Source organism: Dyadobacter tibetensis Y620-1 (assembly GCF_000566685.1).
In the GTDB taxonomy this organism is placed as follows: Bacteria; Bacteroidota; Bacteroidia; order Cytophagales; family Spirosomataceae; genus Dyadobacter; species Dyadobacter tibetensis.
Map to the genome: position 1 here is coordinate 749,545 of NZ_AZQN01000002.1, position 15,414 is coordinate 764,958.

Genomic DNA, 15,414 nt, shown 5'->3' on the forward strand with positions numbered 1-15,414 from the left:
GGTGCGCAACCGTTGTATTTAGAGAAGAATAGTATAAATCTAAGATCGATGCCAGAGTAATATGATCTTAGACCAAGTCAAGGATAAGGGGACCCTTTTCGGGAAAGCCGCAACAGGTTAGCACCCACCCATCCTTTACATCCCGATCCGTAAGCACTTGGTTGTAGGTCATCTTCACAGCTCCCATTCGCAGCCGCACGGCACAAATCCCACAACTTCCATTCTTACAACTGTACAGTAGGGGCAATCCTGCCGCTATTCCCGCCTCCAGAATGGATTGTCCGGAACGGACCAATACAGGTTGCATAGCCCCCCGATAACCTATCTGGATGGTTTGAGTCAAGGGAGTGGGCTTCGAAAGTAAAATTGATTCTACCACAAAATGCTCCCACCGTATATTTTCTTTCCGAACCCCCATAAAGCGTAAGGTGATATCAGCCGTTCGCATAAATGAATGTGGACCACAGATAAAGGCCCGGATCCGTTCCATATTAAATGCCAATTGATTTTCAATAATATACTGCAATCTTCCATTATTGAGCCGGCCTATAAGTCCATCCCAATGATCGTCAGGCTGACTGTGTATCTCAATAAGTTTAAACCGGCTGGAAAACTGCGTTGCCAACGTCCGGAGGCTATCCGCGAACAGGGATAATGCCTGATTTCTACTGGCATATATCAATAGTATTTTCCCCATAGAATGAGTCGCCAAATTGTCCTTTATCAGCGAATATAATGGAGTGATACCACTTCCCGCTCCAATTAGCACCAGATCGAAGGAATCACCCTCTCCCGACGGCGGCAAAACGAACCGCCCTGAGGGTTCCAAAACGGGAAAAATATCACCCACCTGTACTTGTTCGTGCCAGTATCGCGAAACCAGCCCATTGTCTATTCTCCTTACCGTTATGGAAGGCTCAGCATCTACACTAGGTGCAGAGCTAAAGGAATAGGAACGTCGAATGGGGTGATCATGAAAATCAAAAAGAAAGGTCAAAAATTGCCCGGCCCGGTACTTCATTCCCTTCCCATCTGTTCGTTTCAGAAAGAATGTCTTGGTTAAACGGTCTTCGATGACAATCCTGGTAATAACTATTTCGAAGCTGGTAGCATCCATGAAAATTGATGTTTAAGCAGAAACTCTAATTCTTAAGTATTCGTATTCAGCCAAAAGAACCCAGCAATGAGCCTCACATTCCCAATTCATATGAACCCATGGCGAGGGGGCTAAAGTGTACAGCCACTTATGTTCGTAGGCCGTAAGTAGGCCGGCAATAAAAAATGAATATCCATTGAACGTTTCTTTACCGTAAGTGCCAGTATCTATTTCCGGTGGCATCACTCCCAATCGGAGTAGGGATATAGAAAGAATAATCCGTTCCATAGGATCGGTGGCACTTTGAAGAAGTTCTTTACAGGAATCCAAAAGATCTTTTCTGACCGCCCTTAGAGCAATTGGGTCGAAGGTACCTATCAGGCGACTGACATGGTATACGATCAGGCTTGTTCGAGGATAGTGGTGTGCACAGTGAAAAGGACGGGTAATATACCATTTTTCAGCAATGATCATCCGGATATAGGCCAAGCTATCGTTAGTCCGGCGGTCGGGAGGCATGCCAGCCCGAAACAGGCAATATAGCATATTACTTAAAGCACAAGCGTCAAACTCTATGTACATTTTATCACCAAACCAAGTAGAATAGGCCTCCAAGGATCGACATTCAGGAAAAGTATTAATCACCTGTCCCCTACTCCCATTGCTATGGAGGTCTAGTTTAGATTTAAGCCAGCGGTACTCTTCAGCGGTCCTGGGAGTTGTCATATATACGAAAGCGGTGTCGTCAATATCGTCTGGAATCTTAAAATGGTGATGCCGATGAAACAGATAACCATTCGGGAAGTGCTGAGAGGGTTTTGTCTGCCAAAAATTATAGGTAGGCAAACCATCTTTATTGCTAAAATGTGGATAGGCAGAAATAATTTTTTTACATATTTTCTGAATACGGAGCAGGAGAGCACCCGAAGTCGCCGAGGTAATTTCCTGCAGGGAAAAACAGATGATAGCAGAAAAAAACAATGTAGCATCTGGCCTATTGTATCCGATGCGTCTATTTATCCGATAAGCTGGAAAGGTACCATCTACAAAGAAAGGATTATCCAGGCACTGCAGGGCCTCCAGTCTGTCCACTATTTTTTCTAGCAAGCGTGTCATCCTTGCAATCTAATACATTCTTCCAAAAAAGAAACCCTGCCAGTACTGACAGGGTTAGAATTTTATTGTTTCACAAAGGTTATACCCCCTCTGCGACAACTTCTTTAACATCGGGAACCATCCGGGTAAGCAGGTTTTCGATACCCGCCTTAAGAGTGAGAGCTGAGGATGGACAACCACTGCATGATCCCTGAAGCAATACTTTCACTACTCCAGTTTGCTCATCGAAAGAGTGGAAATTGATCGCCCCTCCATCCGACTCTACCGCAGGGCGTACATACTGATCTAAAGCAGCCTTTATCTTCTGAACAGAATCGGAATCACTGGCATCCACAATTAAAGTGTTGCTATCGATAGTTTCCCGTTCGAAAACTGGATGATTCTCCTCGAAGTATATCTTTATAAACTGTTTGGTATCTCGCAATACCTCCTCCCAAGCCTGACTGTCATCTTTGGTAATGGTAATAAAATTACTGGCTATAAATACCCGTTTCACATGAGGAAATTGGAATAAATCGGCCGCCAGTGGCGACACTTTTCCAGGTTCCACGGCTGATTCCAATGAAGGGTAATCGAAAGAAAGACCATCAGGCACCAGTTCAAAGTTCAAAACAAACTTCATGGAATTGGGATTCGGACTCAATTCGGTATATACAAATATAGGGCGAGATAACATTTTCGGTATTTTTTAAAATAATGACGCTTGAATAAAAGCTCCGTTACCATAACAGAGCATTCCGGTTTTTGGTTTTGCTTGGGCGAATTATTTGAGGAACTAAAACAAAAAAACGCCCATCAGTTAGCCGATGGACGTTTTTAATATCTTGTTTCAGGCTTATGCCTCAGCAGCGATAGGCTCAACGCTTACGTATGAGCGGTTGTCACGCTTTTTACGAAAAACAATTTTACCCGGTACTAATGCAAACAAAGTATGATCACGACCAATACCTACATTTTCACCTGGATTGTGCTTCGTGCCACGCTGACGAACAATAATGTTCCCAGCCTGAGCAATCTGACCACCAAATATTTTAACGCCAAGACGCTTACTTTCTGACTCCCGGCCGTTTCTAGAGCTACCTACACCTTTCTTATGTGCCATGATATCTTAACTTTTAATGTAATGTTCTAATAAAATTGAATTAAGCTACGATCTCGTCAATGCTGATCTTAGTCAAGTACTGACGGTGACCATTCTTAACTCTGTAACCCTTACGTCTCTTCTTCTTGAAGACGATTACTTTGTCACCTTTAAGGTGCTCAAGTACAGTTGCTTTTACTGAAGCACCTGCTACAGTAGGAAGACCAATTTGTACTGTGCCTTCAGTATCAACAAGAAGGACTTTGTCAAATACAAGTTCAGCGTTCACGTCTCCTTCAAGCCTGTGCGTGAAGATAGCGCGACCCTTTTCAACTTTAAATTGCTGACCTGCGATTTCTACGATTGCGTACATTATAATATATATTAGTATTCAAAATGAGGTGCAAAGCTACTGATTAACAAACATATTTGCAAGAGCTCTTGCCTTTTTAACGAAGAATTTGATTATAAAATTTTTATGCTGACAAAAATAATGTAGTATTAACGCGTTTTAAAAATTCCCAGAAGAGGTTATCAATAATTATTAAAGGTCTGTTAACAGGCCTTAACATTATGTTTCGTTACCTTAGTAATAAAATGCGTCCTGTACGTACAAGATCGATCGACATCATATGAAAACCTATCGTTTACTATTCATTATAATATTGTTAACCCTAGGTTCCTTGGCGTTCACAATGCACCTGGGTCATGGCCACTACCCCATGTACCTACCGGCTCAGTCGGCAGGCTATCAGATCGGAGACAAAGTAGCTAACTTTAACCTGAACGGTGCCGACGGTAAAACGATAAGTTTGCAAAATTTCTCTGGCAAAAAAGGAATTATAGTGATTTTCACAAGCATGCACTGCCCCTTTTCCCGATCTTACGAGGACCGCCAGATGGCTTTGGAAAATAAGTTTGGAAAATTGGGCTACCCCGTTTTGGCAATTAATCCCAGTAATCCCAATACGCACCAGGACGATGGTTTGGAAAGGATAAAATCGAGGATTGCCTCCAAAAATTATAATTTTTTATACGGTATTGACAGCAACCAATCGGTAACCAAAATATTTGGCCCTACGCGTATACCAACCGCGTATGTGCTTCAGAGAGTAGGCAACCAATTTGAGGTAAAATATATTGGCCTGATAGACGACAACACCCAGGATGCTTTGGCAGTCAATCGGTCCTATGTTATGGAAGCTGTGTCCAACCTTTTGGAAGGTAAGCCTGTCATTACTACCAGCACCCAGGCAGAAGGCTGTCGGATTCGATTCTAAACCCTCAAAGTTAAAAGTATATGCACCTCCCCCACTTCAGTATCTTATTGTATCTGTTGACCACTACCTTCATTGCTCATGCACAAACCCGACCCTTTACAGCGGGCGGGGAATTTACCAATAATTGCGAAGGGCCGGCTGTAGATGCCAAAGGAAATGTATACGCCGTTAATTTTGCACGGGATGGCACCGTCGCCAAAATCAGTAAAAAAGGAAAAACGAGCTTCTTCATCACCCTACCCAAAGGTAGTACCGGTAACGGAATCCGATTTATCGATAAAAACACCTTTCTGATCGCGGATTTTACAGGCCATAATCTTTTAAAGGCCGATGTAAATACTCAGGAAGTGCAAGTATGGGCCCATGACTCAACCATGTATCAGCCCAACGATTTGGCGGTGACCAAATCCGGGCATGTGTATTGTTCCGACCCCAATTGGAAAGAAAATACTGGAAGGGTCTGGCATATTACCCCTCAGGGAGAGACGCGTATCGCCGCCCCCGATATGGGAACCACTAATGGAATTGAGGTAAGCCCTGACGAATCGAAGCTATATGTAAACGAAAGTGTGCAGCGAAAGATCTGGGTTTTCGACCGGAATCAAAATGGAGACTTATCCAATAAACGGCTTTTCTACGAATTTAATGACGGAGGTATGGACGGAATGCGCTGTGATATTATGGGCAATTTATACGTAACGCGTCATGGTCTCGGACAGGTTGCAATTATCTCTCCAGCGGGCGTACAGATTGGAAACATCCTTACCATTGGCAAAAAGGTTTCCAATATTTGTTTTGGTGGCAAAAAAGGCAAGACCGCTTATATCACCCTCCAGGACCATGGCAACCTGGAACGCTTTAAAGTAAAACACCCTGGGAGAGAGTGGGCTATGATGAAAGACTTCCAGTCCAAATAATTCGGAACCCTAACAAACACCGTCCCTGAGGAGCTAAGATTCACCTCATAAATATATTCCCTCATATGGGATATATTTCATTTTTGTTTCTTTACTTTGCTTTGCAAAGTACTTTATTTTGGACCGAGGTATTCACTACTAGGCCTAAGCGCTTTGCGAAAATTATGAATAAGCATTATATTATCTATTACTCTGGTTCATATGCTTATAAATTTTCAAAATTTACTGTGATCCGATTGCTAGATGCATACCTAGGGTTTCGGATGCCTTAGGTTAATGCAGAAGGGAGCGTAATTTAAAACACCATATTCAGGTATTTGATCTCTAATCATATGAATTCGATATTTTCTTCTGAACCTACCTACAGCGCACATTCATACTTATATTCTTTCAGCACTAAGGTTATGGCGAAGGTTTCCTTCAGATACTGGCAAGATACTTTTTCTACATGATTCAGTCAGATCGTATTTTGCATTTAACAACCTAGCCAAACTAAAAGTCATGAGTCGTACTATCGATATTCCAAAGGCCCTCCGAAGTTTTAAATATGCCGCCATGGGCATCGTGAGTCTGTTTGCCAATGAAAATAATGCAAAAATCCATTTGTTTGCAGCGGCAGTGGTAGTCACATTGGGGTTCTATACCCATATATCCTCCCAAGAGTGGATAATGATCATTCTGGTAATAGGGCTGGTATGGATGGCGGAAGCGTTTAACACATCCCTGGAAAAATTAGCAGATGTGGTTTCGCCCCAGTACCATCCGGCTATCAAACAGGTAAAGGATTTAGCCGCAGCAGGGGTTCTAATCATGGCAGCAGCTGCAGTAATCACCGGACTCATCATTTTTGTACCAAAATTCATGGAATTATTCCCTTAGTTCAGACCCACAAAAAACCTGAGCCAAAGTTATAAAGAGGCGACTTAACTATATATTTTTTTCAATTATATACCATATGTCAACAGAGCAGGAGTCCCTACATACCCTAAATGAGATTAGGGAACTGATGGAAAAATCCTCCAAATTCCTATCCCTAAGTGGATTAAGCGGAGTATTTGCCGGCATTTTTGCGCTCATGGGCGCTGCAATTGCCTATATTCATTTCAAAACTGACTGGCTAGCCGAAATACTTACCCCAACCGGGCTCAGCAATAAAACGGGCCGAAGTCAAATCATCCTATTCCTTTTTCTTGACGGCCTACTCGTTTTAGCTTTCTCTTTAACCTTTGGAATTATTCTTACGATTAGGAAGGCACGTAAGCGCGGGCTAAAGGTATGGAACGGAAGCTCACGACGCCTACTACGCGCCATGATGGTTCCACTTCTCACCGGAGGCATCTTTTGCATAGCCATGCTCTATTACGGACTCATTTGGCTGATATTCCCGACCAGCCTTATTTTCTACGGTCTAGCCTTGGTGACAGCCTCTCGCTTTACCTATTCTGAAGTATTCTATCTGGGAGTTTCCGAGATCATAATTGGCTGCCTAGCCCTTTTTATGACCAGCTATGCGGTTGTGCTCTGGTCGGTTGGATTCGGATTACTTCATATTATATATGGGCTCGCTATGCATAATAAGTATGACCTGGAAAGGACCCGTTCGAATGGCAACAAGCATGCTTTAACCATCGCTCTGATACTTTCTGCCGGGTTTGCCGTGGGGCAATCCATCACCACCCACCCTCCGGCCGACAATCCCATTCGCTGGTACGACGAAAATGCTATATATATGCAGGGTAATAATAGTTTTGTAAAACAGAAAAAGCTCTATACGGGGCATAAAGCGCTGATGAAGGAATTCTCTATTTCTCCTCAGGGACTGGATATGTATTTTCGTTCGAGGAGAAATAGAAATATTGGTCTTGCTTTAACCCTGGCCGGCTCGGCCGGAACCGTGGTTTCCCTCTTTAGTAATAATCGGGACAACTGGAAAAAATTCATTTGGGTATCCTTGGGCACCGGTGTAGGGGCTACCCTTCTCAATATGAGAGCCAACAATCAACGCGACCAAGCAGTATGGATCCGTAATCGTGACGCCCTTAGCATTCAGAAAGCCCACCAAAGCCAATACGAGGCTACCCAAAAGGACCCCAAATAATGGAATGGTTAGAAAAATTTAATAAGGTATTCGAGAGTAAGGTTCGCCTTGGTATCATGTCCGTACTGGTGGTCAACGATGCCATGAGCTTCAATGAACTTAAAGAACTCTTACAACTAACCGATGGTAACCTCGCTTCACATTTAAGAGCCCTGGAAGAGTTAGAGTACATTTCAGTACAGAAACAGTTTTTAGGTCGTAAGCCGCTCACTACCTATTCCGCCACAGAACGAGGCCATAAGGCCTTTACGGACCATCTCTTAGTTTTGGAGAAGATGATCAGACAAAATATATAGATTAAAAACAAAAAAGCACCGCCAACCAATGACAGTGCTTTTTTGAGAGATTTGTAATCCTTAGAATTTTAAAGGAACAGAGAACCCATCCTGCCCCCACTGGAAGTCAAGAGATTTGTCCTGAACGGTAAAAGTCAATTTTTCCTGAGTGGTATCGTATTTCTTGGCTGGAACTTTCACAGAAAGCACGTCGCTAGATTTGTTTTTTTCATATTCAAAAGCACCCGATTGGCCTAATACGCTATTCAAAATGACAGTCCATTCCTTTTCTCCAGGAATGGTAAACAAGGAATAAGTACCCGCCTTAACACTTTTTCCGGCGAATTTACCATCCTTCTTAAAGGTAATTTCTGTTGATTTATTAGCACCGGTCCGCCATACTTTATCATATTTCTCCAGCCCTTCTGGCCCAAATAAAACACGGCCCTTTTGTGATGGCTGCCCATAGGCTACACTGACATTCTTGCCGTCGGCCGTTACCCGAGGGCTGCTCTGTGCGGTTGCTAATGAAAAAGCAACGATGGTCATCAATAATGCTAAAAATGAGGTCTTCATAGAAAGTTGTTAAATTGGTTTGGGTGATTATTAATTATGCATGTAACGCTGACTGCGGGCAGAAAGTTGTAATAAAGGAGTATTGATTCAAAATTTGTAATTTTGAATCAATCGCTAAACCATCAAACGGAGTGAACTTGAATTTTTTTGACACCAAAATAGAATTTCTCAAAGGTATTGGCCCTCAACGTGCGGCCTTGTTAAATAAAGAATTGAACATATTCACTTTTCGCGATTTATTACAACATTATCCGTTCCGTCATGAGGATCGCACCACTTTTCAGCAGATAAGAGACATAGACGAGCGCATTCCAAATGTGCATATCAAGGGAAGGTTACGGGACTGGCATCTTGTGGGAGAAGGTAGTAAAAAAAGGCTGGTAGCTACCTTTTCCGACAGTACCGGCAGCATGGAACTGGTTTGGTTTCAGGGGATTAGTTATTTTGAAAAATATCTCCGGCCTAATGGAGAGTACATTATTTATGGAAAGCCTGCGTTCTTTGGAGGTCGCTGGAGTATTACACACCCGGAAATGGATCTGGCCACTCCAGAAAATACGGCGGGTGGTTACTGGCAGCCCATTTACCCCCTAACCGAAAAGCTCCGGAGAAAAAATATAGACAGCAAGGTGATTGGCAAAGTCATACAGCAGCTCCTGGAAATGGCCTGGCCCAATATTAAGGAAACCTTACCTGAATATGTCATGGAGAAATACCGTCTCATTGGCAAAAGAGATGCTTTATGGCAGTTTCATAACCCTCAGAATGCTGCCTGGCTAAGACAGGCACAGCGACGTTTAAAATTTGAGGAGCTTTTCTACAATCAGTTTCGGTTGATAAAAAATAAGCTGCTACACAAAACGGAGTTTCCCGGACTGGTATTCAAAAAAACGGATTTGGTTCATAGATTCTACAAGGAGCATATTCCCTTCGAGCTGACGGGAGCTCAAACGCGGGTGCTCAAAGAAATTCACAGTGATCTTTTGACCGGAAAACAAATGAACCGGCTATTACAAGGAGATGTTGGCTCTGGCAAAACCATCGTTGCCTTCATTAGTATGCTATTTGCCCTGGATAACGATGCCCAGGCCTGTTTAATGGCTCCAACCGAAATCCTTGCAGACCAGCACTATCAGGGACTTCGCAAATTTGCCGAACCACTCGGTGTGAATATTGGTAAATTAACGGGGTCTACACGCAAAAAAGAAAGGGAAAGAATCCATGCCCAACTCCTTGGTGGAGAAATGCAAATCATAGTTGGAACACATGCTTTAATTGAAGATATTGTACAATTCAGAAATCTGGGCTTATGTATCATTGATGAGCAACATCGCTTTGGAGTGGCCCAGCGGGCCAAGCTCTGGGCGAAAAACAAACGCATCAATCCGCATATGCTCGTTATGACAGCCACCCCTATTCCGCGGACTTTGGCAATGACCCTTTACGGAGACCTCGATATTTCGGCCATAGACGAATTGCCAGCAGGTCGGAAACCCATACAGACGGTACACCGTTACGATGCACACCGTTCCAGTGTCTTTGGTTTCGTAAAAGATGAAATCGCCAAAGGACGACAAATCTATATGGTTTACCCCTTAATAGAAGAGTCGGAGAAGCTGGACTTAAAGGACCTCATGGACGGTTACGAAAGTGTGGCGCGGTCTTTTCCCGGGGTTCCTTTAAGTATCCTCCACGGAAAAATGAAGGCAAAAGATAAGGATTACGAGATGCAGCGCTTTGTAAACCGGGAGACCAAAATTATGGTTGCCACCACGGTAATTGAAGTGGGCGTCAACGTCCCGAATGCCTCTGTAATGATTATTGAGAATGCGGAGCGATTTGGGCTTTCCCAGCTTCACCAGCTACGAGGCCGTGTAGGAAGAGGTGCAGACCAATCCTATTGCATATTGATGACCAGTTATAAAATTAGCGCTGATACCAGACTGCGAATCGAGACCATGTGCCGAACGAATGACGGTTTTGAAATATCGGAAGTAGATCTCCAACTCCGAGGCCCGGGCGACCTATCGGGCACCCAGCAAAGTGGAGTTACAGATTTGTTGGTAGCGAATCTAGCTCAAGATGGCGCCATATTAAAAGAAGCCCGGATCACTGCGGAAGCCATTTTAGAAAGTGATCAAGACCTGCTCCAGCCCGAAAACAGTGCAATTCGCCTCCATCTGGAAAATCTTGGCAAAGAGGAATCGAACTGGAGCAGAATTAGCTAAGTTTTAAGGCTCTATAGCCTTTATTGCATCTTTAAATTCATAGCGTTCGGGACGAGTCACATGCAAGGCCGCTCCTAGGGAGGTGGCATAGGGCAACTCGGATGCATAAACCTTGTGGTTAGGAAAAGTGCGGGCAACGAGTTTGGTAAAAAGCTGGTTTTTAGCAAACCCTCCATCCACAAATATTGAACTTACTTCATTAACCGCAATCAGATTCAGCGACTTATGAAGCAGACCTACCAAACCAACCATTAAATGATGATAAGCCGATTCGGCTGAAGAAAATGCTGAAATCTGCCATTCCTGCGTATTGGCCGCTGGTTCCGGACCATTCCCGGTCATACAGGCACTATAGAATGGAGGGGTATCCATTTTCAGGATTTCTTCATCCAAGGTAACAGACTTATAGAAATCAGGTTTCACTCGGAAGTATGCAGCAATACGTGCCGTTTGATAATCGTGCTCCCTTCCCATAAAAAGGCGAGAAGCCGTTACACCGCTACCTTCTGGCGTTAGAAAGTTCATGCAATCGCGTTCGAGCTGATCAAAAGTGAGAGGCTTGGACGAGAACGAATTGAAAGATATACACCAGGTACCAGTAGACAACAATACAAATGGCTGCTTCATAGCCATCCGGTAAGGCACTAAAGCGGCGGAGCTATCGTGCATCCCAAATCCAGATTGAATTCCCTTATCGTCGTGTCGATAAATAAATGATGATGAGGCCAATAAGGGGGCTAACTTCTTATGGATCCCTTCCGATTTCACCCAGTCGTGATAATCCCACATTTCGAAACTCCATAGTCCGGTATGACAACCCATGGAGGTATAGTCACTTACCTTACGGTTCGTCAGAAGATAGAGAATATATTGTGGTAGATGCAGGGTGGTAGCAATGTTTTTATAAACCTCAGGCTGCGTATATTTTAACCAGTACAGCTGCATACCAGAATTGAGCATCCCTAGGGCCGGCGACCCTGTTTGAAGCGCAATGCGCGTCGGGTCACCATGTGTGCTATAAAACTGGTTTAGCAATGCGGGCGGAAAAGGCTTCAAATAGGAATATAACGGGGTTAGCACCTTGTTATTGGCATCCAAATGAACCAAACTGGCCCCATAGGCAGCCACGTTTACCGCCTTGACATCATACTTCTCATTGGACAAAAGCGCCGCCCAGTGATCTTTAACCCATTTGGTGAGTAGTTCGATGTTCTCCGTAGGAAACCCATCCTCATCAACGGTTTCTGGTAGATTTTCCGAAAATTCCTCTACGATATTATAGTTCTCATCAAAAAGAACATACTTTTTATTGGTACGACCAATATCAAAAACGGCTGTTACTTTCATTATATGACTTCGCTATTCACCAGTAATTGCTAAAACTTATTTTTCTGTTAATATAGTGACTTTAGTTTACAAGACTTACCCTTAGTCTATTTTTTTAGTCAGATCTGTTAACTTTCAGGAAATAGTCTATTGCCTGGCCGTATATGGAGCTTTTTCTAAAACCGGCTTAATCACCTTGATCCATCTCTCATATCCTGAAGCATTCATATGCAGGCTGTCACGTAAGAATATGGAACCGTCTGGACGGCCATCTTTTAACATAACATCCCAAATATCAATATACTCATGATGCTTGTCTTTAGCAATAAAGTCCTGAATTAACTGATTTGCCTTCTGGGTTTCCTCTCGCTTATGCCATCTGGATGGAGAAGGCTTTAAGGATATCCCATAAATATGAGCCTTAGGGGCCTTTTGGTGGATGAGTTTGGTCAATTTCACATACTCGTCTCGGACCTGTTCGGGTGTTTTAGGCTTGCTTCCAAACATATCGTTTTCACAGTAGATCACTACAGTTTTGGGATCATACTTGAAAATAGTCCGGTCCGCATAATGAATTACCTCAGGAAAGGTCGATCCCCCAAAGCCACGATTGATAATTGGCAAAGGGGCAAGATCTTCCGCTGCCGACTTCCACATGGTAAAAGAAGAACTTCCGGTGAGTACGATCCCCCCAGGTGCCGGCATATCCTTGGCGTCCTGTGCTTCAAAGGCTTGAATGGATTTTTCGGAACGATCTACGGCATAGTCGGGTGTCCATGGTTCGGCAATACTGGTGTAATTTGGTTTTTGGCAACTTCCGGCAACCGCTACTAATCCTAGTAAAACAAAGACTCTGGAATAAGTTCGAAACAACAATAACTTAGATTTCATGGAAAAAAATTTATTACTACTAATAATGAAGTAGCAATTAGCCTATTTTTAACCTAAAATCTTTATTTTTTGCCAAAAATTGCAGCAGAGCTTCCGTATTTAGCTGGTAATCTGTAAAAAATCAGTGACTTAAAGCAATATGGGTACCTATATGGTATATATAGAAAGGAGAGATACGAGGTTCAGGAGCCGCCAGTAGCGATGTGTATATTCCCGCGGCACACCTTGCACCTTCGTGAGAACCTGCGAATAAATACGGTATGACGATTCGCTTCTTCCGACCTAGTGCGAATTGGCAAATTTGGTTCTCGACAAGATTTTTACGGTCCGCCGCAGCGGTTTTTTCGGACCTGTGCCCAGCAAGCCAGATGGATAATTTCATTCCTGTGGGCCAAGCTCTCGAATCCGGTGTAACCGTCGGTTTGCAAACAACCATTGAAGTTTTGGAGCATCGTGGTGGGATACTTGCCGCCCCTTCCAGGTTCGTAGCTAAAGACAGCTTGTAATCCCAATCGGACTTCGTTGTCTAGGCTTATATGAGAATCATGCTGTTAACCAAACTAACAAATGGGAAAAGAGTATAAAATCATAACCTCTTTCAGTCAACAAGACCATGCATTTATTGCCCAGGTATTTCAGTTATCTGGTTGTATGGCACATGGAGATACAGAAGAAGAAGCACCGGAAAATATCCGGATAGTAATAGACTTATGGATCCGGACAGGGACAGAATCCAGTGCTGGCCATACTTCCCTGAGCGAAATTGTTATAAATCATAAAAAACGTCCGAAACAACACAAATGGTGCGTGTTCGGACGTTTTCAGCATCAGAAAACTGCCTCGATCCACTATCGATCAGGGGAGGATGTATTTGCTGAAGTCTGTAATAATCTTATCTTTATTAAGCCGTTTCTAGAATAGGATTACCCCTATAAGCTTGGGCCAGGGCTCTAAAGTCGTCAAGCTCCTTCTGTACCCACCAACTATCTCTTCCCAGTTCCTGAGCCATGATTCTGGCGATTTCAGGTGCTACCGCAATAGCGGCCGAGGCATTTAAAAGAAGTAAACGAAAGCGCCGAGCCAAAACATCCTCAACTTTTCTGGCGTACTCAAAGCGTACTGCCCACACGACCTGAGCACGATTAAAGGGATAGCCTTCCACTAACGGCTCAGCCCATTCGGGGTTTGCCATTATTAATTGATTCAGTTTCTCCAAATCTGACCCATAAAAATGTAAAGGATTTTGGCGATCGACAGACTCTTGAAAGCCATGAATGGGCAAACGGGCAGTAATGCATTTGGAAGAATGAATACTACCGACTTCTATGGCTTTTTGGAGGGTATCCTGTGCCATTTTTCGAAATGTCGTCCATTTGCCGCCGGTAATGGTGATAAGCCCAGACTTCGCTACCATAATTTTATGACTACGGGAAATCTCCTTAGTTTTTGCTCCTTCTCCTCTTGGTGCTGCCAGTGGGCGCAATCCTGCAAAAACAGCTTCTACATCGGACCGCCTGGGTTTGCGGGTCAGATATGCACCCGCAGTTTCGAGAATAAATGCAATATCGTCTTCCACTGCTTCAGGCTCTAATTCCGCCTTGTCATAGAGGGTATCGGTGGTTCCTACAATTAATTTGTTGTGCCAAGGTACGGCAAAAAGCACTCTTCCATCTGATGTTTGGGGTATCATCAGCGCATGCTCTCCTGGCAGGAAGGATCGATCTATGGTAATATGCACTCCTTTACTAGGTCTGATCATATTGGAGGCTTCCGGGCGATCCATCTGAATGATGGAGTCCACATATACACCCGTTGCATTAATAATTGTCTTTCCCATAGCCCTGAAAATCCGATTGGTTTCGACATCTTTCATTTCTACTCCAACTACTTTCTGGTTATTACTTTTAATAAAACCTGTCACCTTCATATAATTGAGCACACAAGCTCCATGTTCTATGGCGGTCTGGGCAATATTCAGTGCCAAACGGGCATCATCAAACTGTCCGTCATGGTAAGTAACGCCCCCTTTCAACCCCTCCGACTTAATTGTCGGAAGGGCCTCCAGGGTTTCCTGTTTGCTGATGTATTTCGAAGTACCAAGACTAAGACGTCCTGCTAAAAAATCATAAAATTTAAGACCTATTGTATATTTTATATGATCCAACCAAGTATAGTTTGGAATGACAAAAAGCTCGTTTTTAGTAATATGAGGGGCATTTTTCAATAACAATCCTCTTTCATAACATGCCTCCCGAACCAGCCCCAGATCGCCCTGCGCCATGTAGCGCACGCCCCCGTGAACCAGCTTGGTGGCTTTACTTGATGTACCCTTGGCAAAATCTGCCTGTTCGACGAGTAGGGTCCGGTATCTTCGGCTTGCGGCATCCATGGCGATTCCCAGACCGGTGGCTCCCCCTCCTATCACAATCACATCCCACTCCTGCAAACTGTCCAATTGCCGGAGCATTTCCGTCCTTGTCACCACGTTAACCTCCTCGTCCACTTTCGAATTAATATCTTCCATATTACA

General features: G+C 43.7%; 17 protein-coding genes. 7 read left to right on the plus strand and 10 right to left on the minus strand.

What is annotated here, in order from left to right:
• Window positions 1–67: 67 nt before the first annotated feature.
• The 5 genes from X939_RS0106745 to rplU form a co-directional block, all read right to left on the minus strand.
• Window positions 68–1,117: a flavin reductase family protein gene (locus X939_RS0106745; protein WP_025762504.1), complete on the minus strand. Its 1,050-nt coding sequence runs from the start codon at window positions 1,115–1,117 to the stop codon at window positions 68–70.
• Between the two features lie 12 nt (window positions 1,118–1,129).
• The gene (locus X939_RS0106750) at window positions 1,130–2,212 is read right to left on the minus strand and encodes a hypothetical protein (protein ID WP_025762505.1); all 1,083 of its coding nucleotides are present in this window, start codon (window positions 2,210–2,212) and stop codon (window positions 1,130–1,132) included.
• Window positions 2,213–2,291: 79 nt separating this feature from the next.
• A complete protein-coding gene (locus X939_RS0106755) occupies window positions 2,292–2,888 on the minus strand; it encodes a NifU family protein (protein WP_025762506.1) in 597 nt (198 codons plus the stop codon).
• Window positions 2,889–3,047: 159 nt separating this feature from the next.
• A complete protein-coding gene (gene rpmA, locus X939_RS0106760; protein WP_025762507.1) occupies window positions 3,048–3,314 on the minus strand; it encodes a 50S ribosomal protein L27 in 267 nt (88 codons plus the stop codon).
• A gap of 40 nt (window positions 3,315–3,354) precedes the next feature.
• A complete protein-coding gene (gene rplU / locus X939_RS0106765) occupies window positions 3,355–3,666 on the minus strand; it encodes a 50S ribosomal protein L21 (RefSeq protein WP_025762508.1) in 312 nt (103 codons plus the stop codon).
• A 259-nt stretch (window positions 3,667–3,925) separates the two neighbouring features.
• On the opposite strand from rplU, the gene X939_RS0106770 reads away from it, so the two are divergent.
• From X939_RS0106770 to X939_RS0106790, 5 genes are all read left to right on the plus strand, one after another.
• The gene (locus tag X939_RS0106770) at window positions 3,926–4,573 is read left to right on the plus strand and encodes a redoxin domain-containing protein (protein WP_025762509.1); all 648 of its coding nucleotides are present in this window, start codon (window positions 3,926–3,928) and stop codon (window positions 4,571–4,573) included.
• A 20-nt stretch (window positions 4,574–4,593) separates the two neighbouring features.
• Entirely contained in the window at window positions 4,594–5,490 is an 897-nt protein-coding gene (locus X939_RS0106775; RefSeq protein WP_025762510.1) for an SMP-30/gluconolactonase/LRE family protein, read from the plus strand.
• A 501-nt stretch (window positions 5,491–5,991) separates the two neighbouring features.
• Window positions 5,992–6,369, plus strand: coding sequence for a diacylglycerol kinase family protein (locus X939_RS0106780; protein ID WP_044198561.1), 378 nt, complete (start codon window positions 5,992–5,994; stop codon window positions 6,367–6,369).
• 76 nt (window positions 6,370–6,445) lie between these two features.
• A complete protein-coding gene (locus tag X939_RS24070) occupies window positions 6,446–7,588 on the plus strand; it encodes a V-type ATP synthase subunit I domain-containing protein (RefSeq protein ID WP_025762512.1) in 1,143 nt (380 codons plus the stop codon).
• Window positions 7,588–7,884 (plus strand): winged helix-turn-helix domain-containing protein, encoded by a 297-nt coding sequence (locus X939_RS0106790; RefSeq protein ID WP_044198563.1) that lies wholly within the window; start codon window positions 7,588–7,590, stop codon window positions 7,882–7,884. Before X939_RS24070 ends, X939_RS0106790 begins: the two co-directional genes overlap by 1 nt.
• 60 nt (window positions 7,885–7,944) lie before the next feature.
• On the opposite strand, the gene X939_RS0106795 is transcribed toward X939_RS0106790, so the two are convergent.
• Window positions 7,945–8,439 (minus strand): DUF2911 domain-containing protein, encoded by a 495-nt coding sequence (locus tag X939_RS0106795; protein WP_025762514.1) that lies wholly within the window; start codon window positions 8,437–8,439, stop codon window positions 7,945–7,947.
• A 131-nt stretch (window positions 8,440–8,570) separates the two neighbouring features.
• Here X939_RS0106795 and recG point away from each other — a divergent pair, with 131 nt between their 5' ends.
• Entirely contained in the window at window positions 8,571–10,667 is a 2,097-nt protein-coding gene (gene recG, locus X939_RS0106800) for an ATP-dependent DNA helicase RecG (RefSeq protein ID WP_044198565.1), read from the plus strand.
• A 3-nt stretch (window positions 10,668–10,670) separates the two neighbouring features.
• Here recG and X939_RS0106805 read toward each other — a convergent pair whose 3' ends face one another.
• The 3 genes from X939_RS0106805 to X939_RS24110 form a co-directional block, all read right to left on the minus strand.
• A complete protein-coding gene (locus X939_RS0106805) occupies window positions 10,671–12,014 on the minus strand; it encodes an FGGY-family carbohydrate kinase (protein ID WP_025762516.1) in 1,344 nt (447 codons plus the stop codon).
• 126 nt (window positions 12,015–12,140) lie between these two features.
• Complete coding sequence (locus X939_RS0106810; RefSeq protein WP_025762517.1) at window positions 12,141–12,884, minus strand: GDSL-type esterase/lipase family protein; 744 nt, start codon at window positions 12,882–12,884, stop codon at window positions 12,141–12,143.
• Between the two features lie 320 nt (window positions 12,885–13,204).
• The gene (locus X939_RS24110) at window positions 13,205–13,396 is read right to left on the minus strand and encodes an IS66 family transposase (RefSeq protein ID WP_198034370.1); all 192 of its coding nucleotides are present in this window, start codon (window positions 13,394–13,396) and stop codon (window positions 13,205–13,207) included.
• A 55-nt stretch (window positions 13,397–13,451) separates the two neighbouring features.
• Between X939_RS24110 and X939_RS23760 the strand changes: the two genes are divergently transcribed.
• The gene (locus X939_RS23760) at window positions 13,452–13,805 is read left to right on the plus strand and encodes a type II toxin-antitoxin system HicB family antitoxin (protein WP_025762518.1); all 354 of its coding nucleotides are present in this window, start codon (window positions 13,452–13,454) and stop codon (window positions 13,803–13,805) included.
• Here X939_RS23760 and X939_RS0106825 read toward each other — a convergent pair.
• Window positions 13,786–15,408 carry a glycerol-3-phosphate dehydrogenase/oxidase gene (locus tag X939_RS0106825; RefSeq protein WP_229236015.1) on the minus strand — a complete coding sequence of 541 codons (1,623 nt, stop codon included), beginning with the start codon at window positions 15,406–15,408 and terminating at the stop codon, window positions 13,786–13,788. The genes X939_RS23760 and X939_RS0106825 overlap by 20 nt on opposite strands.
• Between the last annotated feature and the right edge of the window lie 6 nt (window positions 15,409–15,414).

Excerpts from the sequence above, each read along its gene's own strand:
- X939_RS0106745 (WP_025762504.1), bottom strand. The coding sequence starts at position 1,117 with ATGGATGCTACCAGCTTCGAAATAGTTATTACCAGGATTGTCATCGAA.
- X939_RS0106750 (WP_025762505.1), bottom strand. The coding sequence starts at position 2,212 with ATGACACGCTTGCTAGAAAAAATAGTGGACAGACTGGAGGCCCTGCAG.
- X939_RS0106755 (WP_025762506.1), bottom strand. The coding sequence starts at position 2,888 with ATGTTATCTCGCCCTATATTTGTATATACCGAATTGAGTCCGAATCCC.
- rpmA (WP_025762507.1), bottom strand. The coding sequence starts at position 3,314 with ATGGCACATAAGAAAGGTGTAGGTAGCTCTAGAAACGGCCGGGAGTCA.
- rplU (WP_025762508.1), bottom strand. The coding sequence starts at position 3,666 with ATGTACGCAATCGTAGAAATCGCAGGTCAGCAATTTAAAGTTGAAAAG.
- X939_RS0106770 (WP_025762509.1), top strand. The coding sequence starts at position 3,926 with ATGAAAACCTATCGTTTACTATTCATTATAATATTGTTAACCCTAGGT.
- X939_RS0106775 (WP_025762510.1), top strand. The coding sequence starts at position 4,594 with ATGCACCTCCCCCACTTCAGTATCTTATTGTATCTGTTGACCACTACC.
- X939_RS0106780 (WP_044198561.1), top strand. The coding sequence starts at position 5,992 with ATGAGTCGTACTATCGATATTCCAAAGGCCCTCCGAAGTTTTAAATAT.
- X939_RS24070 (WP_025762512.1), top strand. The coding sequence starts at position 6,446 with ATGTCAACAGAGCAGGAGTCCCTACATACCCTAAATGAGATTAGGGAA.
- X939_RS0106790 (WP_044198563.1), top strand. The coding sequence starts at position 7,588 with ATGGAATGGTTAGAAAAATTTAATAAGGTATTCGAGAGTAAGGTTCGC.
- X939_RS0106795 (WP_025762514.1), bottom strand. The coding sequence starts at position 8,439 with ATGAAGACCTCATTTTTAGCATTATTGATGACCATCGTTGCTTTTTCA.
- X939_RS0106805 (WP_025762516.1), bottom strand. The coding sequence starts at position 12,014 with ATGAAAGTAACAGCCGTTTTTGATATTGGTCGTACCAATAAAAAGTAT.
- X939_RS0106810 (WP_025762517.1), bottom strand. The coding sequence starts at position 12,884 with ATGAAATCTAAGTTATTGTTGTTTCGAACTTATTCCAGAGTCTTTGTT.
- X939_RS23760 (WP_025762518.1), top strand. The coding sequence starts at position 13,452 with ATGGGAAAAGAGTATAAAATCATAACCTCTTTCAGTCAACAAGACCAT.
- X939_RS0106825 (WP_229236015.1), bottom strand. The coding sequence starts at position 15,408 with ATGGAAGATATTAATTCGAAAGTGGACGAGGAGGTTAACGTGGTGACA.